The 21,780-nt window shown below is 67.8% G+C and carries 21 protein-coding genes, 2 tRNA genes and 1 pseudogene; 11 read left to right on the top strand and 13 right to left on the bottom strand.

Going from position 1 to position 21,780, the window contains the following annotated elements; all coding sequences use genetic code 11:
• Window positions 1-26: 26 nt before the first annotated feature.
• The 3 genes from GRX31_RS14940 to GRX31_RS14950 are packed head-to-tail and all read right to left on the bottom strand — an operon-like array spanning window position 27 to window position 3,505.
• Window positions 27-1,718, bottom strand: a complete 1,692-nt coding sequence (locus GRX31_RS14940) for a cobaltochelatase CobT-related protein (RefSeq protein ID WP_160853343.1) — start codon at window positions 1,716-1,718, stop codon at window positions 27-29.
• Window positions 1,708-2,685, bottom strand: a complete 978-nt coding sequence (locus tag GRX31_RS14945) for an AAA family ATPase (protein WP_013803829.1) — start codon at window positions 2,683-2,685, stop codon at window positions 1,708-1,710. The genes GRX31_RS14940 and GRX31_RS14945 overlap by 11 nt, the downstream gene beginning before the upstream one ends.
• Entirely contained in the window at window positions 2,678-3,505 is an 828-nt protein-coding gene (locus tag GRX31_RS14950) for an IclR family transcriptional regulator (RefSeq protein ID WP_016454304.1), read from the bottom strand. Before GRX31_RS14950 ends, GRX31_RS14945 begins: the two co-directional genes overlap by 8 nt.
• A gap of 131 nt (window positions 3,506-3,636) precedes the next feature.
• On the opposite strand from GRX31_RS14950, the gene xsc reads away from it, so the two are divergent.
• The 4 genes from xsc (at window position 3,637) to GRX31_RS14970 (ending at window position 8,121) form a co-directional block, all read left to right on the top strand.
• The gene (xsc, locus tag GRX31_RS14955; protein ID WP_126312785.1) at window positions 3,637-5,448 is read left to right on the top strand and encodes a sulfoacetaldehyde acetyltransferase; all 1,812 of its coding nucleotides are present in this window, start codon (window positions 3,637-3,639) and stop codon (window positions 5,446-5,448) included.
• A 212-nt stretch (window positions 5,449-5,660) separates the two neighbouring features.
• Window positions 5,661-6,635 carry a bifunctional enoyl-CoA hydratase/phosphate acetyltransferase gene (locus GRX31_RS14960; protein WP_160853345.1) on the top strand — a complete coding sequence of 325 codons (975 nt, stop codon included), beginning with the start codon at window positions 5,661-5,663 and terminating at the stop codon, window positions 6,633-6,635.
• Complete coding sequence (locus GRX31_RS14965; RefSeq protein WP_016450079.1) at window positions 6,632-7,678, top strand: YeiH family protein; 1,047 nt, start codon at window positions 6,632-6,634, stop codon at window positions 7,676-7,678. Before GRX31_RS14960 ends, GRX31_RS14965 begins: the two co-directional genes overlap by 4 nt.
• Window positions 7,679-7,815: 137 nt before the next feature.
• Window positions 7,816-8,121, top strand: a complete 306-nt coding sequence (locus tag GRX31_RS14970; RefSeq protein WP_016450080.1) for a hypothetical protein — start codon at window positions 7,816-7,818, stop codon at window positions 8,119-8,121.
• A 27-nt stretch (window positions 8,122-8,148) separates the two neighbouring features.
• Here GRX31_RS14970 and GRX31_RS14975 read toward each other — a convergent pair whose 3' ends face one another.
• Window positions 8,149-9,042, bottom strand: a complete 894-nt coding sequence (locus tag GRX31_RS14975; RefSeq protein WP_016450081.1) for a LysR family transcriptional regulator — start codon at window positions 9,040-9,042, stop codon at window positions 8,149-8,151.
• Window positions 9,043-9,143: 101 nt separating this feature from the next.
• Here GRX31_RS14975 and GRX31_RS14980 point away from each other — a divergent pair, with 101 nt between their 5' ends.
• The gene (locus GRX31_RS14980; RefSeq protein ID WP_160853347.1) at window positions 9,144-10,112 is read left to right on the top strand and encodes an NAD-dependent epimerase/dehydratase family protein; all 969 of its coding nucleotides are present in this window, start codon (window positions 9,144-9,146) and stop codon (window positions 10,110-10,112) included.
• A gap of 64 nt (window positions 10,113-10,176) precedes the next feature.
• Here GRX31_RS14980 and GRX31_RS14985 read toward each other — a convergent pair.
• The 5 genes from GRX31_RS14985 to GRX31_RS15005 form a co-directional block, all read right to left on the bottom strand.
• Window positions 10,177-10,253 (bottom strand) — tRNA-Gln (locus tag GRX31_RS14985).
• Between the two features lie 77 nt (window positions 10,254-10,330).
• Window positions 10,331-11,311: a CobW family GTP-binding protein gene (locus tag GRX31_RS14990; protein WP_133072785.1), complete on the bottom strand. Its 981-nt coding sequence runs from the start codon at window positions 11,309-11,311 to the stop codon at window positions 10,331-10,333.
• The gene (locus GRX31_RS14995) at window positions 11,308-12,972 is read right to left on the bottom strand and encodes an amidohydrolase (RefSeq protein WP_160853349.1); all 1,665 of its coding nucleotides are present in this window, start codon (window positions 12,970-12,972) and stop codon (window positions 11,308-11,310) included. Before GRX31_RS14995 ends, GRX31_RS14990 begins: the two co-directional genes overlap by 4 nt.
• A 14-nt stretch (window positions 12,973-12,986) precedes the next feature.
• Window positions 12,987-14,369 carry a sodium:solute symporter family protein gene (locus GRX31_RS15000; RefSeq protein WP_016450085.1) on the bottom strand — a complete coding sequence of 461 codons (1,383 nt, stop codon included), beginning with the start codon at window positions 14,367-14,369 and terminating at the stop codon, window positions 12,987-12,989.
• 13 nt (window positions 14,370-14,382) lie between these two features.
• Entirely contained in the window at window positions 14,383-14,589 is a 207-nt protein-coding gene (locus tag GRX31_RS15005) for a DUF3311 domain-containing protein (RefSeq protein WP_016450086.1), read from the bottom strand.
• A gap of 142 nt (window positions 14,590-14,731) precedes the next feature.
• Between GRX31_RS15005 and GRX31_RS15010 the strand changes: the two genes are divergently transcribed.
• Window positions 14,732-15,652 carry a LysR family transcriptional regulator gene (locus GRX31_RS15010; RefSeq protein WP_047219220.1) on the top strand — a complete coding sequence of 307 codons (921 nt, stop codon included), beginning with the start codon at window positions 14,732-14,734 and terminating at the stop codon, window positions 15,650-15,652.
• Here GRX31_RS15010 and GRX31_RS15015 read toward each other — a convergent pair.
• Entirely contained in the window at window positions 15,637-16,599 is a 963-nt protein-coding gene (locus GRX31_RS15015) for a LysR family transcriptional regulator (protein WP_160853351.1), read from the bottom strand. The genes GRX31_RS15010 and GRX31_RS15015 overlap by 16 nt on opposite strands.
• A gap of 138 nt (window positions 16,600-16,737) precedes the next feature.
• Between GRX31_RS15015 and pdxA the strand changes: the two are divergent.
• Window positions 16,738-17,763: pseudogene (pdxA, locus tag GRX31_RS30815) on the top strand (4-hydroxythreonine-4-phosphate dehydrogenase PdxA); the annotation flags it as partial.
• An 804-nt stretch (window positions 17,764-18,567) separates the two neighbouring features.
• Here the strand turns inward: pdxA and GRX31_RS15025 are convergent.
• Together GRX31_RS15025 and GRX31_RS15030 are read right to left on the bottom strand one after the other, a co-directional pair.
• Window positions 18,568-18,918: a DUF1304 domain-containing protein gene (locus GRX31_RS15025; RefSeq protein WP_160853369.1), complete on the bottom strand. Its 351-nt coding sequence runs from the start codon at window positions 18,916-18,918 to the stop codon at window positions 18,568-18,570.
• A 99-nt stretch (window positions 18,919-19,017) separates the two neighbouring features.
• On the bottom strand, window positions 19,018-19,398 hold the full coding sequence (locus GRX31_RS15030; protein WP_160853353.1) for a bacteriocin: 381 nt from the start codon (window positions 19,396-19,398) through the stop codon (window positions 19,018-19,020).
• A gap of 401 nt (window positions 19,399-19,799) precedes the next feature.
• Between GRX31_RS15030 and GRX31_RS15035 the strand changes: the two genes are divergently transcribed.
• The 4 genes from GRX31_RS15035 (at window position 19,800) to GRX31_RS15050 (ending at window position 21,560) form a co-directional block, all read left to right on the top strand.
• A complete protein-coding gene (locus GRX31_RS15035; protein WP_016450092.1) occupies window positions 19,800-20,156 on the top strand; it encodes a PRC-barrel domain-containing protein in 357 nt (118 codons plus the stop codon).
• A gap of 119 nt (window positions 20,157-20,275) precedes the next feature.
• Window positions 20,276-20,626: a four-helix bundle copper-binding protein gene (locus tag GRX31_RS15040; RefSeq protein ID WP_016450093.1), complete on the top strand. Its 351-nt coding sequence runs from the start codon at window positions 20,276-20,278 to the stop codon at window positions 20,624-20,626.
• A gap of 152 nt (window positions 20,627-20,778) precedes the next feature.
• A complete protein-coding gene (locus GRX31_RS15045) occupies window positions 20,779-21,138 on the top strand; it encodes a hypothetical protein (RefSeq protein WP_016450094.1) in 360 nt (119 codons plus the stop codon).
• A gap of 140 nt (window positions 21,139-21,278) precedes the next feature.
• Entirely contained in the window at window positions 21,279-21,560 is a 282-nt protein-coding gene (locus GRX31_RS15050; protein ID WP_012203893.1) for an H-NS histone family protein, read from the top strand.
• 118 nt (window positions 21,561-21,678) lie between these two features.
• Here GRX31_RS15050 and GRX31_RS15055 read toward each other — a convergent pair.
• Window positions 21,679-21,768, bottom strand: a tRNA-Ser gene (locus GRX31_RS15055).
• Window positions 21,769-21,780 lie beyond the last annotated feature (12 nt).

Genomic DNA, 21,780 nt, shown 5'->3' on the forward strand with positions numbered 1-21,780 from the left:
TGAGCGACGCCGCTAGCAGGCCGGCATCACGGCCGGCAGATCAACTCCGCCACGTCCATCAGCAAGGCCTCATCGATCTGCTCGCGCAGGTCCACGGCCAGCCTGCGCCGGTAGAACACGCCCAGGTCCAGGCCCACGCCCAGCGCGCGGATCTGCACATCGCCCGCGCGCTCGTGCCGGGCGATGACCTGGCGCAGGTGCTGGTCCAGATAGTGCTCGTCGTTGGCCTGGTGCGTGGCCGTGTCCATGGGGCAGCCGTCCGAGATGACGAGCAGGATGCGGCGCTGCGCGGGCCGCGCCAGCAGCCGCTCGCAGGCCCATTCCACGGCCTCGCCGTCCACGCCCTCGCGAAAGAGGTCGGGCCTGCGCAGCGCGGCAACGCCGTGGCGGGCGTGGCGCCAGGGTCTGGCGGCATCCTTGAAGACGATGTGCAGCCGCTCGTTGAGCCGGCCCGGGATGTGGGGCTGGCCCGCGCGCTGCCAGTCGCGGCGGGCGCGGCCGCCGTTCCAGGCCTGGGTGGAAAAGCCCAGCACGTCCACCGGCACGCCGGCCATGGACAGCGCGCGGCCCAGCAGGTCCACCAGCAGGGACAGCGGGCGCGCATGCGCCTTCATCGAGCCCGAGCAGTCCAGCAGGATGGCCACGGCCGCATCGCTGACGGGGCGCGGCAGCTCGTTCCTGAAGATGGCGCGCTGCTGCGGATCGCTGACCAGTTGCGCCAGCCGGCTTGCATCCAGGTGCCCATCCTCCAGGCCGAACTGCCAGCCGTCGTGGCGCGGCACGGCCAGGCGCTGCTGCAGGTGGCGGGCCAGCCGGCCCGCATGCAAGCCGCTGCGCGCCAGTTCCTCATCCATCTGCTCGCGGAACTCGGCCAGTTGCGCGGCGCGGATCAGCTCGGCCGCCTGCGCCTCGCGGTCATAGGCGCGCGTGAACACGCGGTAGCTGTGGGCCGAGCCGGCCCAGGCGCGGCTGTCGCCGCTGAGCGCCACGGGCGGCGCATCCAGGCTTTGCGATTCAAAGTGCAGCGGCAGCGCGAAGCTGCCCCGCCGGCGCGGCCCGCCAGCGCCGCGCGGCGCCTCCTCCTGGGCTGACCGCACGGCCTGGCCCACCCAGCGGCTGATGGCCAGGGCCGGCGCAATGAAGGCCTGCTGGTCCTGCCGGTGGCGGCGCAGCAGGGCCCACTGCGCGCCCAGTTGCGCCGACAGGCCGGCGCGCGTGGCCTCGGCCAGGTCGGCCAGGGCATCGGGCGGCTCATGGCCGCTCAGGCGGCTCCAGGCGGTCAGCGCCACGGTGAACAGCAGGATGCCCAGGCTGCTTTCGGTCAGGCCCGAATCGGCAAAGGCCTGGCTCCAGTGCACAAAGCGCGCATGCAGGTTGGCGCGTGCACCGGGCCATTCCTCGGGCGCCAGGCTTTCCACGCGCAACTGCTCCAGCAGTTCGAACACCAGCCGCTCCACCGGGTCGCCGGGCAGGTGGCGCGCGTGCAGCGCGGCATCGCTCAGGCGCAGGCGCAGGCTGGCACCGTCGAGCAGGCCGCGCTGGTCGGCCAATCGGGCCGGCACATCGGCCTGGTGGGCCGCTGCCAGCACCACGGGCGCCGTGCCCCGGTACAGCGTCTGCCCGCTCCATTGCAGCGAGGCATCGCCCGCCATGGCGCGCAGCAGCGCGCCGCCCCAGGCCTCCATGCGCGCCAGCGAGGGGGATGCCTCAGCAGGCATGGGCGGGCTCGTCGCGCAGCGCCAGTTCCTGGCCGAAGCAGCGCTGGAAGTACTCGGCCACGATGGCCCGCTCGGCCGGCTCGCACTTGTTGAGGAAGGACAGCTCGAAGGCCAGCCGCAGGTCATGGAAGATCTGCGCGTTCTCGGCCCAGGTGATGACGGTGCGCGGCGACATCAGCAGCGACAGGTCGCCCACGGCAAAGCCCTTGCGCGTGAGCGCGGCCAGCGCCACCATGGCGGCCACCTGCTCGCGCCCCTGCGGCGTGGCCAACTGCGGCACGCGCGCCAGCACGATGGCGGCTTCCTCGGCCGGTGCCAGGTAGTCCAGGCTGGTGACCAGGTTCCAGCGGTCGAGCTGGGCGTGGTTGAGCATCTGCGTGCCGTGATACAGGCCGCTGAGGTTGCCCTGGCCCAGGGTGTTCATGGTGGCGAAGAGGCGGAACTGCGCATGCGGCTGGAGCACGCGCTTTTGGTCCAGCAGGGTGAAGCTGCCCTCGCGTTCGAGCACGCGCTGGATGACGAACATCACGTCGGGCCGGCCCGCGTCGTATTCATCGAAGACCAGGGCCACGGGCCGCTGCAGCGCCCAGGGCAGGATGCCTTCCTGGAACTGCGTGACCTGGCGGCCCTCCTGCAGCACGATGGCGTCCTTGCCCACCAGGTCCAGCCGGCTGATGTGGCCGTCGAGGTTGACGCGCACGCAGGGCCAGTTCAGCCGCGCCGCCACCTGCTCGATATGGGTGGACTTGCCCGTGCCGTGCAGCCCCTGGATGACCACGCGCCGGTTGTGTGCAAAGCCGGCCAGGATGGCCAGCGTGGCCTGCGGGTTGAAGCGGTAGGCCGGGTCCACGGCCGGCACATGCTCGCTGCGCTCGGCAAAGGCCGGCACCTGCATGTCGGTGTCCAGGCCGAAGGTCTCGCGCACGCCAAGCGTGCGCGTGGGATGCATCAGGGTCAGCTCAGTCATCGTCAGGGGCTCCCGGGGGGACTTCGTCGTTGATGCGCGCAATCGCCTCGGCCGCCGCGCGCAGTTGGGGAAGAAAGGACAGCGCCCGTTCGCGCGTGAAACGCATGATGGGCGCCTGCACGGCCAGCCCCATGTTCGAGGGGCCGCCCTGGATGGAGGGCACGAGCACGCCCAGGCACAGCAGGCCGGGCAGGAATTCCTCGTTGTCGAAGGCATGGCCCTGGGCGCGCACCTGGTCCAGCTCGGCGTCCAGCGCGTCAAAGGCCGTCAGCGTGTTGGCCGTGAAGCCTTCCAGCGGCACGGCCGACAGCAGCCGCCTGCGCTGCGCGGGCGCCATCTGGCTCAGGAACAGCTTGCCCGTGGCCGAGCAATGGGCCGGCACGCGCGAGCCTGGGTGCAGATAAAAGCGCAGCGGCGCGGGCGTCTCCACCCGGTCCAGGTAGAGCACCTCGCTGCCCGAGAAGGCGGTGATGTTGCAGCTCTCGCCGATATCGCGCACCAGTTGCGCCAGCACCGCGTGGCGCGCGCCATGCGTGGTGTTGTTGAGCAGCACGCTTTCGGCCAGCCGCATCAGGCGCCGGCCCGTGCCGTAGTGCCGGCCATTGCCCTCGCGCTGCAGGATGCCCGCGCCTTCGAGCTGCTGGAGCATGCGGTGCATGGTGGGCTTGGGCAGGCCTGTCTCCTCGACCATGGTCTGCAGCGTGAAGGGCTCGTTCTTCTGCGCAATGGCCTCCAGCAGCGCGAACAGCCGCAGGTTGGGGGTATCGCCATCAATACGGGCAGGGACAGGGTCTCGGGTGTTCATGGTGTTGGCCATCATATGTTTTTCAATTTTTCGAGTCAATTTGTTCCGAAAAAAGAAATTTGTTTGACATCCAGGCGAAATCACACCTAGACTTGCGCCGTAATTTCTTTTTTCGGAACTTAAAGTTCCATTTTCAAGGAGACAACATGACTGCAGCCAACAATCGTACGGTGGTCGAAGGCGTCCAGAAGATGACCCCTTCCGAAGCCTTTGTGGAGACCTGCGTGGCCAACGGCGTCACGGAGATGTTCGGCATCATGGGCTCGGCCTTCATGGATGCCATGGACATCTTCGCGCCCGCCGGCATCCGCCTGATCCCCGTGGTGCACGAGCAGGGCGCGGCCCACATGGCCGACGGCTATGCGCGCGTCTCGGGCCGCCACGGCGTGGTGATCGGCCAGAACGGCCCCGGCATCAGCAACTGCGTGACCGCCATTGCTGCCGCCTACTGGGCCCACAGCCCCGTGGTCATGATCACGCCCGAGACCGGCACCATGGGCATGGGCCTGGGGGGCTTCCAGGAAGCCAACCAGCTGCCCATGTTCCAGGAGTTCACCAAGTACCAGGGCCATGTCTGCAACCCCAAGCGCATGGCCGAGTTCACGGCCCGCTGCTTTGACCGCGCCATCTCCGAGATGGGCCCCACCCAGCTGAACATTCCGCGCGACTACTTCTATGGCGAAGTGCAGTGCGAAATCCCCAAGCCCATGCGCGTGGAACGCGGCTCGGGCGGCGAAAACAGCCTGCAGGCCGCCACGGAACTGCTGGCCACGGCCAAGTTCCCCGTGATCCTGGCCGGCGGCGGCGTGGTCATGGGCGATGCGGTCGAGGAGTGCAAGCAGCTGGCCGAGCGCCTGGGCGCACCCGTGGTCACGGGCTATCTGCGCAATGACGCCTTCCCCGCCAAGCACCCGCTGTGGGCCGGCCCGCTGGGCTACCAGGGCTCCAAGGCCGCGATGAAGCTCATCGCCCAGGCCGACGTGGTGATCGCGCTGGGCTCGCGCATGGGCCCCTTCGGCACCCTGCCCCAGCACGGCATGGACTACTGGCCCAAGAACGCCAAGATCATCCAGGTCGAGGCCGACCACACCAACCTGGGCCTGGTCAAGAAGATCTCGGTGGGCATCCACGGCGACGCCAAGGCCGTGGCACGCGAGCTGGGCCGCCGCCTGCAGGGCCAGACCCTGGCCTGCGACGCCACCAAGGCCGCGCGCGCCGACACCATCGCCACCGAGAAGGCGGCCTGGGAAAAGGAGCTGGACGAGTGGACGCATGAGCGCGACCCCTACAGCCTGGACATGATCGAAGAGGCCAAGGGCGAGCGCACGCCCACGGGCGGCCAGTACCTGCATCCGCGCCAGGTGCTGCGCGAGCTGGAAAAGGCCATGCCGCCGCGCGTGATGGTCTCCACCGACATCGGCAACATCAACTCCGTGGCCAACAGCTACCTGCGCTTCGACGAGCCGCGCAGCTTCTTTGCGCCCATGAGCTTCGGCAACTGCGGCTATGCCCTGCCCACCATCATCGGTGCCAAGTGCGCGGCGCCCGACCGCCCGGCCATCGCCTACGCCGGCGACGGCGCCTGGGGCATGAGCATGGTGGAGATCATGACCGCCGTGCGCCATGACATTCCCGTCACGGCCGTGGTCTTCCACAACCGCCAGTGGGGCGCCGAGAAGAAGAACCAGGTGGACTTCTACAACCGCCGCTTCGTGGCCGGCGAGCTGGAAAGCGAGAGCTTCGCAGCCATTGCCAGCGCCATGGGCGCCGAGAGCATCGTGGTCGACCAGATCGAGGACGTGGGCCCGGCGCTGAAGAAGGCCATCGACCTGCAGATGAACCACGGCAAGACCTGCGTGATCGAGGTGATGTGCACGCGCGAACTGGGTGACCCGTTCCGCCGCGATGCGCTCTCCAAGCCCGTGCGCTTCCTCGAAAAGTACAAGGACTTTGTCTAACCCCCTGAGGCGCTGACGCGCCTTCCCCCTCTCTACCCGCTGCGCGGGGGGGGGGGACGACACCCTCGGTGCGGGGCGGCCCTTCCTCGGTGTCCCTGGGATGGGCCGCGCCGGTTTCATGCGCCTGGGTGAAGCGCAAGGCCCTCGAAAGCCGATTCCCAGATTCCCTGCGTTGCTCGCGCCGGGCCCTGTACTTTCCCGCAGGAGCTTTCATGGTCCCCCCACTTTCACTTGCCGTGGCCGCCGACGATGCGCCCGCCACGCCCCGCCCCCATCTCCAGCACTTGCTCGACCAGGCCAAGGCGCAAGGCCCCATTCCCGTGGCCGTGGCCTATCCCTGCGATGCAGGCTCGCTGCAGGCCGCCATGCAGGCCGCACAGGCGGGCCTGATCACGCCGCTGCTGCTCGGCCCCGAGGCACGCATCCGGGCGGCGGCCCAGGCGGCCGGGCTGGACCTGGCGGGCGCGTCCATCCATTCCACCGCCGACGATCCACGCGCGGCGGCTGCCCAGGCGGCGGCGCTGTGCGGCAGCGGCCAGGCCCGCGCGCTGATGAAGGGCAGCCTGCACAGCGACGAGTTGCTGGGCGCTGCCGTGGCGCGCGAGGCCGGCCTGCGCGGCAGCCGCCGCGCCAGCCATGTGTTCGTGATGGACCTGCCGGGCTTTGAGCGCCCGCTGCTGATGACCGATTGCGTGGTCAACATCTTCCCCACGCTGATGGACAAGCGCGACATTGCGCAGAACGCCATCGACCTGGCCCGTGCCATCGGCATTGCCCGGCCGCGCGTGGCCGTGCTCTCGGCGGTGGAGACGGTCAACCCCGCCATTCCCGGCACCATCGACGCGGCCGCGCTGTGCAAGATGGCCGACCGGGGGCAGATCAGCGGCGCCATCCTCGACGGGCCGCTGGCCTACGACAACGCCATCTCGCTGCGCTCGGCGCACCACAAGGGCATCGTCTCCGATGTGGCCGGCCAGCCCGACGTGCTGCTGGTGCCCAGCCTGGAGGCCGGCAACATGATCTACAAGCAGCTGGTCTACATGGCCGACGCCGAGTGCGCGGGCCTGGTGCTGGGCATGCGCGTGCCCATCGTGCTGACCAGCCGTTCGGACTCGGTGGCCAGCCGCATTGCGTCCTGCGCGCTGGCCGTGCTGGCCAGCGCGGCGGGCGGCAAGGAGCAGTCATGAGCCAGGTCCAAGCACAGGTGGCTGCGCAGGCGCCCGTGCCGCGCATGCTGCAGTGGCTCAGGCTCCTGCCCGGCACGGGCCTGTCGGGCGTGATCGCGCTGGCGGCGACCTTCGTCTCCACGCTGCATGGCGGGCCGCAGCTGCTGTTCGCGCTGTTCTTCGGCGTGGCCTTCCACTTCCTGAGCCAGGACGCGCGCGCCAAGCCGGGCATCGAGTTCTGCGCGCGCGGCGTGCTGCGCCTGGGCGTGGGCCTGCTGGGTGCGCGCATCACGGCCACGCAGATCGCGGGCCTGGGCTGGACCACGGCGCTGATCGTCATCGCGGCCGTGGTCACCACGCTGCTGTGCGGCACGCTGCTGGGCCGGCGCCTGGGCCTGACGCGCCCGCAGGGCGTGCTGTCGGGCGGCGCGGTGGCCATCTGCGGTGCCTCGGCGGCGCTGGCCATCTCGTCGGTGCTGCCGCGCGACAAGGACAGCGACCGCTTCACGCTCACCGTGGTGGTCACGGTCACCGTGCTGTCCACGGCCGCCATGGTGCTGTATCCGCTGGTGGCGCGCGCCCTGCATCTGCCGCCCGAGCTGGCGGGCCTGTTCATCGGCGGCACCATCCACGATGTGGCCCAGGTGGTGGGCGCGGGCTACACCATCGACCAGGCCACGGGCGACTACGCCACCATCGTCAAGCTGTTCCGCGTGTCCATGCTGGCCGTGGTGGTGGTCATGGTCTCGGCCCTGTTCAAGCGCCAGCGCGAGGCAGCGGCCGAGCAGCACCACGGCAAGAAGCCGGGCCTGGTGCCCTGGTTCCTGTGGGTGTTCGTCGCGCTGGTGGCCATCAACTCGCTGGGCTGGGTACCGCCGGGCCTGCAGCACCAGTTGAGCGACCTGTCGCGCAACTGCCTGGTGCTGGCCATTGCGGCACTGGGCCTGAAGACCTCGTTCCAGCAACTGGCCCAGGCAGGCTGGCGACCCTTTGCGCTGCTGGTGGTGGAGACGCTGTGGATGGCGGCCTTCGTGCTGATCGCCATCGAGATCGAGATGCGCTGACGCCTGCACAGGCATTGCCGCAAGAGGCCCGCCCTGCGCGGGCCTTTGTCATGGCGCCACACATCGCTTGATGAGCATGCACCAAGATGATACATTTGCACACAAATTTTTGATCCACATCAACGCCCTACCGCGCCGTGAACGTTTTTCGCAAGCAAGCCGGCAGATTCCGCAGGCTGACCGCCACCCAAGTCCTCACCCTGCTGCGCAATCAGCAACCCCGGCAAGCCGCCCTGCTGCGGCTGCTGCCCTGCCTGTCGATGCTGGCCGTGTGCGCGGTGCTGCTCGATTCCCTGCTGCCCATTCCGCTGTGGGCCATCGCCAGCCTGACCGTGGTCATGGCCGCCTACATCGCCCACAACTGCCAGTCCTTTGTCGCCACCCAGCGCAGAAAGTCCACGCTGCGCCATCTCGCGCGCTCCTGCCTGCTGCACGCCGGCTGAAGCACAAGTGCCCCTGGGTGCCGGGCGTCAGGCACCGCCTCTGGCATAGGCCGTCAGCGCCTGGGCCACGGCCTTGAAGACCACGGCGCAGCGCTCGCTCTTGCGCAGGTCCTCGTGCATGGCCACCCAGGTATCGAGCTTCCATGAAAACGCCTGGGGCAGCACCCGCACCAGGCCCGGCTCCCGGGCCGCCAATGCCGACTGGCACACGCCAATGCCAAAGCCCGCGCGGATGGCGCCCAGCTGGGCCAGGTCGCTGTCCGAGCGCAGCGCCATGCCTTCGCGCGTGAGCATGGGAAACTGCTGCTGCATCTTTCGGATCAGGGCGCTTTCATGGTCGAAGCCGATGAGCGAATGCCCGGCCAGGTCCTCCAGCGATTCCGGCACGCCGCGTGCGGACAGATAGCTTTCATGGGCATGCAGCCCCAGCTCGATGGCGCCGATATGGCGTGCCACCAGCGCCTCCTGCTGCGGCCGGAACATGCGCACGGCCACGTCGGCCTCGCGGCGCAACAGGTCGTCCACCGCGTTGGACAGCACCAGCTCGATGCCCAGTTCAGGGTGTGCCGCGCGCAATTGCGCAAGCACAGGCGGCAGCACCTCCACGCCCACCACCTCGCTGGCCGTCAGCCGTACCGTGCCGCGCACGCCCGAGCCATGGCTGGCCGCCACGCGGCGCAGCGCGGCCGCCGTCGCGGCCATGCTGGCTGCATAGGGCTGAAGCTCGTAGGCCGCCTCCGTGGGCGCGAAGCCATCGGATGAGCGGGTGAACAGTTGCAGGCCCAGCGCCGACTCCAGCCCGTCGATGTGGCGGCCCACGGTCGGCTGCGCCACACCCATGGCCCGGCCCGCCGCTGACAGCGACCCGGACTCCAGCACCTGCAAAAAACTGCGATACCACTCCCAGTGGGGTTCCGACATCACTCATCCATTCATTTATGCATGGACACCAGAGAATTCTAGGCAATTTTCTTTTTGCAGCGGGTTGCTGACACTGAGGCTGTCACCACAGGACCCAGCCCATGCCATCCATTGCACTCTTCGGCGCCGCAGGCGCCATCGGCCAGAGTCTGGCCGCCGCGCTCAGACAACAGGGCCGCGCCTACCGCGTGGTCGGCCGCAACGCAGCCAGCCTGCGCCAGACCTTCGGCGCCGACCCGCTGGCCGAGATCGTCCCCTGGAACCCGGACAGCACCGGCTCCGTCGAGGCTGCCGCCCACGGCGTGGACACGCTGGTCTACCTGGTGGGCGTGAACTACTGGCAGTTCGCATTGCATCCCGAGCTCATGCGCAGGACGCTGGACGGCGCCATTGCCGCCGGCGTGCGCCGCATCGTACTGATCGGCACCGTCTATCCCTATGGAAAGGCGCAGGCCCATGCCGTGAAGGAAGACCATCCGCGCAACCCGCATACCTTCAAGGGACGCATGCGCAAGGCGCAGGAAGACCTGCTGCTGCAGGCCCACGCACAGGGCCGCATCGAGGCCGCCGTACTGCGCCTGCCCGACTTCTACGGCCCGGGCGTGCACAACAGCCTGCTGCACGGAGCCTTCGAGGCGGCGGCCCGTGGCGGCCGGGCCGACATGGTCGGCCCGCTGGACCGGCCGCATGAGTTTGTCTATGTGCCCGATGTGGGCCCCGTCGTGGCGCGCCTGATCGGCACGCCGCAGGCTTTCGGCAAGGTCTGGCACCTCGCCGGCGCGGGGGCGATCACGCAGCGCGACGTCGTCTCGGAGATCGAACGCCTGACCGGCAGGCCGTTGAAGCTGCGCGTTGCAGGAAAGACCGCGCTGCGCCTGGCCGGCCTGTTCAACCCCTTCATGCGCGAGCTGGCCGAGATGCACTACCTGCTGACCGATCCGCTGATCATGGAGGACTCCGCGCTGCACGCCCTGCTGGGCCCCATCGCCAAGACGCCCTATGCGCAGGGCATACGCGCAACGCTCAACGCCGCCATGGCAAGTGCCGACTCACACTTGGCTGCGGCCTGAGCCTGGCCTGCTGCCCGAAAACAAAAAAGCCCTGACAGCACAACTGTCAGGGCTTTTGTCTATCTGGCAGGGGAGGAAGGACTCGAACCCTCGCATGCCGGAATCAAAATCCGGTGCCTTTACCAACTTGGCGACTCCCCTAGAAGACCTAAATTCTAATACGTTTTTTTGGCCCGAAATCCAAAATTCCAAAAATTTCGACACCGCCAAAGTTGTCTTCATGGCGCGGCCAGGGCTCCCTCAAGACAGCGGAGTATCGCCTCCCGCCCCATCGCCGTGAAACAGCCAATGAAGACAAACACGGACTCCGAGACCCTGGCCCCATGCAGGCTGGCAATGCGCAAGCGCCCACCCACCACGTGGACTTCCTGGACGCTGTCCTGCCCGCCCAGCCGCACGATGCCCTTGGCCCGCAACAGGGGGACAGGCAGCGTACGCAGCGCCTGCCGCAACCGCTGCCGGTCAAAGCAGCGGCGCGTTGCATAGGAAAAGCTGCCCACATCGGCCATGCCGGCCATGTTCCCGGCCTGGCTTTTCCAGGAGCCGCCCGCTTGCAGCAGGCCTTGCGGGCGGCGTGGCGAGGCAGCCGCATCAATGAACACGGCCAGCGGTATCTCGCCATGGCGGGCCGCCAGCACCACAGCACCGGGCGCCATGCCGGCCACGCGCGCGGCCACCTTTTCGGTGGCACATGCGCCGGCCAGATCGGCCTTGGTCAGCACCAGCGCCGTCGCGCCCGAGATCTGGCGGCGGACCATGTCGCCGACCAGCGGGTCGCGCAGTTGCTCATCGACGTCCTGGACATCCACCGCCACCAGGATGGCGTTGAGCTGCAGCGCGGGGTCGAGCATGCCGACCTGGGCGATGCGCACGGGGTCGGAGACGCCGCTGGCCTCGATGACCAGCAGGTCCGGGCGGTCGGGCCGCGCACCCACGGCGGCCAGGGCCTCGGCCAGCCGGCCGCCGATGGAGCAGCAGATGCAGCCGTTTTCCAGCTGCAGCACGTCGCTGCTGCGTGTGCGGATCAGGGCGGCGTCGATGTTGATCTCGCCGAAGTCGTTGACCAGCACGGCCACGCGCAGGCCATCGGCGCGCTCCAGCAGCCGGTTGAGCAAGGTGGTCTTGCCCGCGCCCAGATAGCCGCCCACGACGACCATGGGAACGGGCGCCCGCTGCGCCGCGGCGGCCGGCGTGCTCATGGCGCTGACCCGGGCGCGGGGAAGATGCGGCCGCCCAGCACGGTGCCCCAGACCTTCACGTCCTTGAGGGCGGCGGGCGCCACCGCGCGGGGATCGTCCTCCAGCACGGCGAAGTCCGCCAGCTTGCCGGGCTCGATGCTGCCCACGCGCCGCTCCAGTTTCAGGGTACGGGCCGCGCCCATGGTGATGGCGTGCAGGGCATCGTCCACCGACAGGCGCTCGGCCTCGCCCAGCACGCGGCCTGAAGCGGTTTCGCGCTGCACCGCGCACCAGGCGGTGAACAGGGGGTGGATAGGGGTGATGGGCGCATCGGAATGCATGGCGAAATCCATGCCCAGGCGCCGCGCCGTGCCCGCTGCATTCATGCGCGAGGCCCACTGCATGCCCACGGTCTGCTCGGCGTGGGCATCGCCCCAGTAATAGAGATGGTTGGAGAAGAAGTTGACGCACATTCCCAGGCGCGCGGCGCGCTGCAGCTGGGCGCTGCTGGCCAGCTGGCAGTGCTGCAGGGTGTGGCGATGGTCGGCGCGCGGGTGCCTGGCCAGCAGGTCCTCGATCACATCCAGCACCACCTCGGTGGCCTCGTCTCCGTTGGTGTGGATATGCAGTTGCAGCCCGGCCAGGTGGAAGGGCTCGAACAGCGCGGGCAGCTGCGACGGGGGAATCAGCCACAGGCCGTTGGGCTGCCCGCCCGCGTAGCCGGGAGCGCGCAGGCGCGCGGTGAAGCCCTGGATGGAGCCGTCCACGATGAACTTGACGGGGCCGAACTGCAGCTTGTCGCTGGCCGAGGACGCCGCTGCAGCATGCACGCGCGCGGCACCGCCTTCCGGGTTGCGCTGCGGCGCGAAGGCCGGGACGATGCGCAGCGGATAGGCCGCGTCGCCCGTTACCTCGCGCAGCGCGGCCAGGCCCTGGGGCGAGAGATCGCTGACCAGGTCGGTGGCCGTGGTCACGCCCGCGAGCTGGGCCACGCGGCCGAACTTCCAGATCGCCTCGCGCTGCTCGGCGGCGGCCAGAGACAGCGCGCTGCCGATCACCTTCTGCACCGGATACATGGCGGCGAATTCCTGCAGCTCGCCCGTGGGCTGGCCCTCGGCGTCCTTGTGGATGCCGTCGATGTCGGTGTCCTCGTCAATGCCGGCCAGCGCCAGCATGGCCGAGTTCACATTCATCAGGTGCACGCTGGCGTGCAGGATGACGATGGGCCGCGTGGCGGAGACACGGTCCAGCTCGCGCACCGACAGCCGGCTGCTGCCGAAGAGGATGGGATCGAAGCCCCAGGCCAGCAGCGTGGCCTGCGCATCGGGCAGGGCACGCTCGGCCTCGGCCAGGCGCGCCAGCACGGCGTCCAGCGTGCGCAGGCCGGGCCACAGGCGGCCCTCGGGATCGCGCCGATCGAAGTAGCCCAGGTACACGGCCTCCCACATGGCGCCTTCCATCAGGTGGCTGTGCGCCTCGATCAGGCCGGGCATGAGGACCTTGCCGTGCAGGTGGTCGATGCGTTCGGCCTCGGGCCAGGCAGCCATGTCGGCCTCCTGGCCAACGGCCAAGATGCGGCCGCCCTGCACGGCCACATGGGTGGCCTGCGGCTGGGCCGGGTTCATGGTGAGGATGGTGCGCGCCACAAAGACCTGCGTGCGCGCGTTCTCGTCGTGGTTCATGGTGGTGGTCTTTTTCAGGCGGCCTTGACGCGCGCGGCACCGGGCAGATAGTGGACGATGGCCGTGACCAGCAGGTTCAGCGCCAGGCTGATGAAGCCCAGGTTGATGCCGCCGAAATCCGGCTGCTGGATGTACAGCGCAATGGCCAGCGCCTGGCCGCAGGCAATGCCCAGGGCAACGGCCATGGGCCGGATGCGCCAGCCGAAGAGGATGGCCATCATTCCGGGGAAGAACTGCGTCACGCCGTAGTAGGTGGTGTTGATCAGCGTCAGCATCAGATTGGGCGTGAGCAGCGTCATCACGATGGACAGCACCAGGTAGATGACGATCACCACCTTGGCGCCCTGCTTTTGCTTGGCCTCGGGCAGGCCGGGCAGCAGGTTGCGGGCCACGATGGGGCCGATGGCCAGGCAGATGCCCGCCAGCACCAGCAGGCCCGACAGCGCGGCGCCTGCGGCCACCAGGCCCAGCAGCCAGTCGGGCAGCAGTCGCACGGCAGCCGCGAAGAAGGCCTCGTTGGGCGATGCCAGCTGCAGGTTCTGGCTGATGGCGTAGTACGAGGCCAGCACCAGGAAGGGGTACATCAGCATGTACAGCGGCATGGCGATCTGCGTGCGGCGGATGGTGTGCGAACTCTTGGCCGTGAAGAAGTTCTGAACCGCAAACGGCATCATGTAGAAGCCCAGCGCCTGGAACAGCATGGTGCTCATGGAAAAGCGCAGCTGCGTATCGGTCATGTGGTTGCTGACCTTGGCGCTGGCGGCGGTGAACACATCGCCCACGCCCGCATGCCAGCCCACGGCCACGCCCGTGGCGATGATGGCCACCACCATCAGGATGTCCTTGAGGATGGCGATATAGGCCGAGGCGCGCACCCCCGAGATGGCGATGTAGGTGAAGGCCAGGCCCGCAGAGATCAGCAGCAGGTGCAGCGGCTGGAAATTCCATCCCAGGCCCTTGAGCGCGGCCACCAGCCCCGTGAACTGCAGCTGGCCCCAGGGCAGCAGGAACAGGATGGCCGAGCCGGCCACGATCAGCTCCAGCGCGCGGCTGCCGAAGTGGCCCTTGAACAGGTCCGGCAGCGTGATGGCGTTGTGGCGCAGGCCGGCTTTCCAGATCATGGGGCCGAGGAAGTAGCCCAGCGGATAGGCCAGCAGGATGTAGCCCAGGAACCAGACGCCATAGGTCGGCCCCTTGGCGTAGATGCCGCCCGGAAAGCCGACCATGGTGCCGATGCTGTAGATCTCGCCGGCGGCCAGGAAGAACACCAGGTAAGCGCCGAACTGGCGGGAGGCGACGAAGAAGTCATGCACGCTTTGTGCACCCTTGCCCGTGCGCGAGCGGATGGCCAGGTACAGGGACAGCGCGATGAAGCCCAGAAAGACTGCGGTGGTCATGGCGGTGCTCCCTTCAGGCGGACTGCGCGTCGTCGGCTTCGTGGCGGTCGAACATCAGCCAGCACACAAGCATGCACAGCGACGTCAGCACGAACCACATGAAGATCCACAGGTAGATGAAGGGCACGCCGAACACGAAGCGATCGACGGACGCGACCCAGGGAAGCAGGCCGATCACCGCGATGTACGGGATGCCTATGCCGATGAACAGCTTGAGCATGGTTTGTCTCCTTTTGCTCCGATGAAAGAGTTGGCGGTTGTGGCCGCTCTATAGAACATTTCAATGTCCCTGGATGCGATCTTAGGAAGCGCCTACCTATAATTCAAATGAAAAATTTGCCAATAAACCATGAGGATTCCGCATGGATACACAGAAGCTGCGGCACCTGCTGGCCATCGTCGAGCACGGCACCTTTTCCGACGCAGCGCGCGCCGTGCATCTCACCCAGCCGGCGCTGAGCCGCAGCATCCGCGCGCTGGAAGACGAACTCAGGGCGCAGCTGTTCGACCGGGGCGCGCGGCGCGCCCGGCTGACAGTGTTTGGCGAGCTCGTGGCCGAGCGTGCACGCCGCATGCGGCTGGAGGAAACCCAGTTGCGGCGTGACCTGGAGCTGCTGCGCGGCGGCCAGGAAGGCGCGCTCGCCATTGGCGTGGCGCCCGCGCCCGCGGCGCTGCTGCTCAAGCCCTTTCTGATCCACATGGCGCAGGCGCATCCGCGCGTGAAGGTGCGCGCCGAAATGGGTGCCACCAGCGCATTGCTGCAGCTGCTGCGCAACGAATCCATCGATGCCATCGTCGGCGACGCCTACGTGCTGCGCGCCGCCGATGACGTGGAGATGGAACTGCTGGGCGAGCTGCCAGCCGGCCTGGTCTGCCGCGCGGGCCACCCCGTGCTGCAAAACCCCGGCATGGACGAGATCCGCCGCTACCCGCTGGCCACCACCACGTTGAGCACGGCCATGGCGCGGCAGCTGGCCGAGCTGTGGGGCGAAGGCGCCGAGCCCGACAAGCTGTTCACCCTGCACTGCAACGACCTGGACCTGCTGCGCGGCGTGACCCTGGCCACGGACACCTTGCTGTTCGGCGTGCTGTCCATCACCCGCAAGGAGCGCGCCAGCGGCGCCATGGCCGAAGTGCCCCTGCCCGCCGATCCCCGCCGATGCGGCCGCTACGGCATGGCGCGCATGGCCGCGCGCACCCTGTCACCGGCGCTGGACACGGCCTACGCCTTCACACGCACGCACTGGCGCGAGCTGTCGGAGCACGATCAGGAGCCCGGTTGATCGACGCTCAGCCGGCCGCCGGCCGCCGGGGCCTGTGCATGTGCCTGTGCATGCGCCAGGCCCAGCGGCAAGGTCTGCGCGCGCAGCCAGTCCAGCACCAGGGCGAAGCTGGCCTCGTCCTGCACCGGCCGGGGCGACATAAGCACGTAGTGCGAGCCATCGGCCACGAAGCCGCGCGGCGCGCACAGCGTGCCGCTGGCCAGGTCATCGGCCACCAGTGCCAGCGGGCCGATGGCGACGCCGGCCCCGGCCACGGCGGCCTGCAGGCTCAGGTAGAAATGCTCGAAGCGCACCTCGCGACCGGCCCGCAGCGGCACGCCGGTCAGTTCGCTCCAATGCCGCCATGCGTCCGGCCGCGACTGCGTATGCAGCAGCACCCCGCCCAGCGGCCCTGAGCGTGCCAGCGCCTTGGCAAGCGCGGGCTTGCAGACGGGCCCCACGCGCTCTTGCAGAAAGGGCTCGGCCACCACATCGGCGCCCATGTCGAAATCCGCGCGGCGTATGGCCAGATCAATGCCCTCGCGCGCAAAGGGCACGGAGCCGCCGGCCGATACCAGGCGCAGCTCGCGCTGCGTGCCGATCGCTTCCTGCAAACCGCCCAGACGCGGAATCAGCCAGCGCATCAAAAACGTGGGCTCGCACGACAGCACCAGCGGCCGGTCCGGCCCTGCCGCCTGCCGCGCGCGGCCCAGCGCGCCGCGCAGGCGCTCCAGCGCCAGGGCCACCTCCTCGGCCAGCACGCGGGCCGTGGGCGTGGCAATGATGCTGCGGTTGCTGCGCTGGAACAGCGCAAAGCCCAGCGCCTCCTCCATGTCGCGCACGGCACGGCTCACGGCGCCATCGGTCAGGTGCAGCTCGCGCGCGGCCTTGGAGACACTGCCATGGCGCACCGTGGCCTCGAAGGCGCGCAGGGCAGACAGCGGCGGCATGTGGACGGGTGCGGGCATGGCAATGGCGGCTCTAGACAGGTGGAACAGCGGACTTTCAGTTGAACATTTCTCAATTGAATGATGAGTCTATATCGATTTATTACTGGAGCATCTTCATGCAAAGTAAGCCCATCGATTGAGGTTTCAGCAAGAACCATGAAGCACTCCAGCCCCAACTCCGCCAACCCCTCGGCCAGCACCCCGGCCAGCGCGCCCCTGGCCATCACCATGGGCGATCCATTGGGCATCGGGCCCGAGATCATCGTCAAGCTGGCAATGGACCCTGCGCGGCCCTGCACGCCGTTTCTCGTCATCGGCGACATCGCCCGGCTGCAGCGGGCGGCCGATGGGCTGGGCGTCCATCCGCAGATCCGGGCCATCGAGACACCGGCCCAGGTCCCTGCCCTGGTGCCGCCCGCCACGCTCTTCGTGCTGCAGACCGGCGAGGACCTGCCGCCGGACCTGCCCTGGGGCTGCGTCGATGCACGCGCCGGCGCGGCCTGCCATGCCTATATCCAGCGCGGCATCGACCTGGCCCTGGCTGGCGACGTCTCGGGCCTGGTGACCGCCCCCATCCACAAGGAAGCGCTGCGCGCGGCAGGCTGCCCGCATCCGGGCCATACAGAGATGCTGGCCGAGCGTTCCGGCACACGCGACTTCGCCATGATGCTCGCCAATGATGAGCTGCGGGTGCTGCTGGTCTCCATCCATGTGCCGCTGCAGCAGGCCATCGCCTCCGTGACCATGGACAACGAGCTGCGCGCCATTCGCCTCGCGCACCAGGCCTGCCGCGCGTTCGGCATCCCCCGGCCCCGGGTGGCCGTGGCAGGGCTCAATCCGCATGCCGGTGAAAACGGTCTGTTCGGGGACGAGGACCGCTCGGTGATCATCCCCGCCATTGCCGCCGCGCGCGCCGAAGGCATCGACGCCAGCGGCCCCTGGCCCGGCGACACGGTCTTCATGCGGGCGCGCCGGGGCGAGTTCGACGTGGTGGTCGCCCAGTTCCATGACCAGGGGCTGATTCCCGTGAAATACCTGGGTGTGGAGCAAGGCGTGAACATCACCGTGGGCCTGCCCTTTGTGCGCACCTCGGTGGACCATGGCACGGCCTTCGACATCGCGGGCACGGGCCGCGCCGACCACGCCAGCCTGGCCTGCGCGCTGCGCCAGGCGGCAGCCATGGTGCAGGCCACCCGTACCGGTGCCAGCGCACGAACGCAGCGCCCGGACTTCATCTTCATGCTCACGCAGCAGGACAGGACCATTGCCGATGCGCGCGAGCGGCTGCGCGAGGTGCTGGCCCAGGGCGTTCGCCATGTGGGCTTCAAGGACATCGGCCTGCCCCTGCCCGAGCTGCATGCCCTGGCCCGGGACATCCGGGCGGGCGGCGCCAGGGTTTATCTGGAGGTTGTCAGCCTGGACGAGGCCAGCGAAGTGGCCTCGGCCCGCGCGGCGGTCGAGCTCGGTGTGGACGTTCTCATGGGCGGCACGCGGCCCGAAGCCGTGCTGCCCGTGCTGCACGGCAGCGGCATTGCGTACTACCCGTTTCCCGGCAAGGTGAGCGGGCATCCGAGCGTGCTTTCAGGCCCGGTACAGGACATCGTGGCCAGCGCCCGCCGCATGGCGGGGCTGGACGGCGTGCATGGCCTGGACCTGCTGGCCTACCGCTTCCACGGCGATGTGCCGGCCCTGATCAAGGCCGTCTGCGATGCGGTGGACAAACCCGTGGTCGTGGCCGGCTCCATTGATCGCAGTGAACGCATCGCGGCCGTGCTGGCCGGCGGCGCAGCGGGCTTCACGATAGGCACTGCCGCCTTCGAGGAGACTTTCCCGGCCGCGCGGCCCGGGCTGCGGCGCAATTGCAGGCCATACAGGCGCTGGTGGACTGACGCCGGCCATGTCGGCTATGCCGGCCCGCGCCTCGCACGCCGGGGTCACGGTCCAGCAGCAGCTGCAGCGGTTTCGCCCACCGGTGCCCGGGCGTTCTCACAGCCCCAGGTACAGGGCCAGCAGCGAAACGGCGGCCGGCACGGCCTGCACCCAGAGGATCTTGCGGCTGGCCGTGGCGGCGCCATACAGGCCTGCCACCAGCACGCACAGGAGAAAAAAGTACTTGAACGCCAGGCCGTCGGCGCCCTGCGCCAGCCCCCAGATCAGCCCTGCGGCGAGAAAGCCGTTGTAAAGCCCCTGGTTGGCGGCCAGCGTCCTGGTCTGCTGCGCAAATTCCGGCGTCAGCCTAAAGGCTTTCCTGCCAGCCGGCCGGTCCCAGAGAAACATCTCCAGCACGAGGATGTAGACATGGATTGCGGCGACGATGCCTATGAGAACGTTGGCCATCTGGGTGGATAGGAAAGTGGACAGGCCCCTGTATACGGGATGCATCCGCCGCCGTCCATGCCCGCCGCGCCACACATGGCCTGCAACGGCCTGCCCGTGTCACCCGGAAGACTTGCTGCCGGTTGGCACAGGCTTTTCCACTGGCTTTTGCGCACTCTCTGCCGGCGCCACGGCACCTGCGGCCGCACCGCCCAGCGCACCGGCCACGCTGCCTACTGTGCCGCCCACCACCACGCCCACCGGGCCTGCAATGACCGCACCGGCGGCAGCGCCGGCAGCGGCTCCGGCCAGTACGCCGCCGCCGATGAACACCGAGCGTGACTCGCGCTGCGCATCCTGCGGCGACAGCTGGTACTGGGCAGCTGCCTCGGGGTCCTGGGAAGGTACGCCGTGGCCCGGTCGTGCCTGTTCGGCCAGGTCTTCGTCCTCCACCGCATCTGCAGACACCGGCGGGATGGATGGCTTGTTGCTTGCATTCATGGGAATCTCCTTCGGGGATGGACCGTGGACGCGGGACTGCATCCGCAGCATCCCTCTTGCAGTTTTCGTTGTACGCCTGTGCCCGCCAGGCCGACGCCGGCCCAGGCTGCACTGCCGCGTCAGCAAAGGGCCGCAGCTGCGCAGACCATGACTACAAGGGCTCGTAGGACCTGGCCTCCGGCGCCCAAGGACCCTCCTACGCCGGTCGCGGCGCACCGACTACCCGGAGCACTTCATTGCGGTCCTAAGCTGGAACCCAGAAGCACACAGGCTTCGACTTCGCCAGGCGATGCACGGGCTATGAAGGGGCCGCCTCCCGCGCCTTTTCCCATGCCGCATCGCCCAGCCGCCAGATGCACAGCGTCGGCGTGCCAGCACCAACCCACTCAATGGAGAGCCTCATGGTCACACCCAACACCGTATCGAGCGTCATTTCTTCCGAAACCGTCAGCGGCACCAATGTCTACAACCCCGCAGGCGACAAGCTGGGCAGCATAGACACGCTGATGATCGACAAGCTGTCCGGCAAGGTGCGCTACGCCGTGATGGAATTCGGCGGCTTCCTGGGCATCGGCACGGACCGCTATCCGCTGCCCTGGGAATCCCTCAAGTACGAGCCCGACATGAACGGCTACGTGGTGTCGCTCACGCGCGAGCAGTTGGACAACGCGCCCCGCTATGAGCGCGACACGGCACCGGCCTACACCGATGAATATGGACGCCGCGTGAACGATTACTACGGCGTGCCCTACCTGTAAATCCCGACCCTTGCGGTCTTTGACACAGCCCCGTTCGCGGGGCGTTTTCTTTGGTGCGGATAGCTGGCCAAGGAAGAACGCCCTGCGCGACTTCACTCCCTCATTCCAGGAGAACTCCCATGAATACCACCCCACCGGCCATCGACTACAAGGCCTGCATGGATGCCTGCCAGGCCTGCATCATTGCCTGCAATACCTGTGCCGCCGCCTGCCTGAAGGAAACAGACGTCCAGATGATGGCCGCCTGCATTGCCCAAGATCTTGAATGCGCGCAGGTCTGCGAACTGGCCGTGGCCTCAATGGCGCGCCAAAGTCCGCATGTCTCAGACATCTGCCGCCTGTGCGCCCGGATCTGCCAGGCCTGCGCCGACGAATGCGGCAAGCATTCCCACGACCATTGCCAGACCTGCGCGGCAGCCTGCCAGCAATGCGCCATGTCCTGCAATCTCATGGGCATGCAGTCGCACTGACGCCGCTGGCCTTTGTCACGACAGCCGGCCAGGCGCCCATCCTGCAAACCGGCAGGAAAAAAAGCCACCGGCGCTGTCGTCATCCGCCCTATACCGGCAGCCTTCGGCGCTGCCTACACTTTGATGCATATCCACGCACAAAGGAGATGGGCATGGCACTGAACATCAGCATAGAACAGCGGTTCCTTACCCTCCTGGGCCAGTTGAAGCACATGCCTCCCTGCTCATCCCGCCAGGAAGCGCACGACATGCTCCTGCTGCTGTGGATGCGCATCTGCGAAGGCGCAGGCGCGCGCAGGCAATTGCTCAACAGCATGCGCCAGCGCACGCTGTGCGCAGAGCACGGCTGGAAAAACCTCGACAAAAGCCCCTGCTACTGGGATTCGGAGACCACGCCGGGCATCCGAATCTATCTGCATGCCAATGGCACCATCGTCATTCAAAGACAGGGCGGAGCGCAGGATTCCGAAATCCTGCACTTCAGCAGCCACCGGGAGTTTGTCGAGGCGTAGACAAAGGCCTCGCGCTCTATCCCGAACAATGGCGAAATATTGAAAAACCTAGGTGCAAACACCGACGATGTCCCACATGCGACATCGACCCTGTCTCCATAAAATGCGTCATTGTGTAGCACACTATCCATGAGGAACATATGACAGCAGATTACAAAACCCTCCTCCAGCAGAAGGCCGAGCTTGAGGCAAAGATCGCCGCCACCCTGAAGGCGGAAAAAGGCGGAGTCATCGCCAAGGTCCGCGAACTCGTCGAGCAGTTCGGTCTGACCCAGGATGACATCTTCAGCACCGGCAAGGCCAAGTCCGCCAGCATTGGCGTGGCCAAATACCGCGACCCCGCCAGCGGAGCCACCTGGACCGGCCGGGGCAAACCGCCGCGCTGGATTGAAGGCAAGGACCGCAAGGCCCTCGAGATCTGAGCACGGCCCGCCAACGCGGGCATTTTTTATGGCGGCCCCAATCGCCCGGACTCTCGCCAGGCAATGCCGGAAACAGAAAAACCCAGTGCTATTCACATAGCACTGGGTTTCATGTTTCTGGCGGAGAGGGAGGGATTCGAACCCTCGGTACGTTCGCACGTACGCCTGATTTCGAGTCAGGTACAATCGACCACTCTGCCACCTCTCCGCAGCGTCGAAG

Source organism: Delftia sp. CH05, assembly GCF_009827015.1.
GTDB lineage: Bacteria > Pseudomonadota > Gammaproteobacteria > Burkholderiales > Burkholderiaceae_C > Comamonas > Comamonas tsuruhatensis.

Coding starts and splice junctions, on each gene's coding strand:
- GRX31_RS14940 (WP_160853343.1), bottom strand. CDS start 1,718: ATGCCTGCTGAGGCATCCCCCTCGCTGGCGCGCATGGAGGCCTGGGGC.
- GRX31_RS14945 (WP_013803829.1), bottom strand. CDS start 2,685: ATGACTGAGCTGACCCTGATGCATCCCACGCGCACGCTTGGCGTGCGC.
- GRX31_RS14950 (WP_016454304.1), bottom strand. CDS start 3,505: ATGATGGCCAACACCATGAACACCCGAGACCCTGTCCCTGCCCGTATT.
- xsc (WP_126312785.1), top strand. CDS start 3,637: ATGACTGCAGCCAACAATCGTACGGTGGTCGAAGGCGTCCAGAAGATG.
- GRX31_RS14960 (WP_160853345.1), top strand. CDS start 5,661: ATGGTCCCCCCACTTTCACTTGCCGTGGCCGCCGACGATGCGCCCGCC.
- GRX31_RS14965 (WP_016450079.1), top strand. CDS start 6,632: ATGAGCCAGGTCCAAGCACAGGTGGCTGCGCAGGCGCCCGTGCCGCGC.
- GRX31_RS14975 (WP_016450081.1), bottom strand. CDS start 9,042: ATGTCGGAACCCCACTGGGAGTGGTATCGCAGTTTTTTGCAGGTGCTG.
- GRX31_RS14980 (WP_160853347.1), top strand. CDS start 9,144: ATGCCATCCATTGCACTCTTCGGCGCCGCAGGCGCCATCGGCCAGAGT.
- GRX31_RS14990 (WP_133072785.1), bottom strand. CDS start 11,311: ATGAGCACGCCGGCCGCCGCGGCGCAGCGGGCGCCCGTTCCCATGGTC.
- GRX31_RS14995 (WP_160853349.1), bottom strand. CDS start 12,972: ATGAACCACGACGAGAACGCGCGCACGCAGGTCTTTGTGGCGCGCACC.
- GRX31_RS15000 (WP_016450085.1), bottom strand. CDS start 14,369: ATGACCACCGCAGTCTTTCTGGGCTTCATCGCGCTGTCCCTGTACCTG.
- GRX31_RS15005 (WP_016450086.1), bottom strand. CDS start 14,589: ATGCTCAAGCTGTTCATCGGCATAGGCATCCCGTACATCGCGGTGATC.
- GRX31_RS15010 (WP_047219220.1), top strand. CDS start 14,732: ATGGATACACAGAAGCTGCGGCACCTGCTGGCCATCGTCGAGCACGGC.
- GRX31_RS15015 (WP_160853351.1), bottom strand. CDS start 16,599: ATGCCCGCACCCGTCCACATGCCGCCGCTGTCTGCCCTGCGCGCCTTC.
- GRX31_RS15025 (WP_160853369.1), bottom strand. CDS start 18,918: ATGGCCAACGTTCTCATAGGCATCGTCGCCGCAATCCATGTCTACATC.
- GRX31_RS15030 (WP_160853353.1), bottom strand. CDS start 19,398: ATGAATGCAAGCAACAAGCCATCCATCCCGCCGGTGTCTGCAGATGCG.
- GRX31_RS15035 (WP_016450092.1), top strand. CDS start 19,800: ATGGTCACACCCAACACCGTATCGAGCGTCATTTCTTCCGAAACCGTC.
- GRX31_RS15040 (WP_016450093.1), top strand. CDS start 20,276: ATGAATACCACCCCACCGGCCATCGACTACAAGGCCTGCATGGATGCC.
- GRX31_RS15045 (WP_016450094.1), top strand. CDS start 20,779: ATGGCACTGAACATCAGCATAGAACAGCGGTTCCTTACCCTCCTGGGC.
- GRX31_RS15050 (WP_012203893.1), top strand. CDS start 21,279: ATGACAGCAGATTACAAAACCCTCCTCCAGCAGAAGGCCGAGCTTGAG.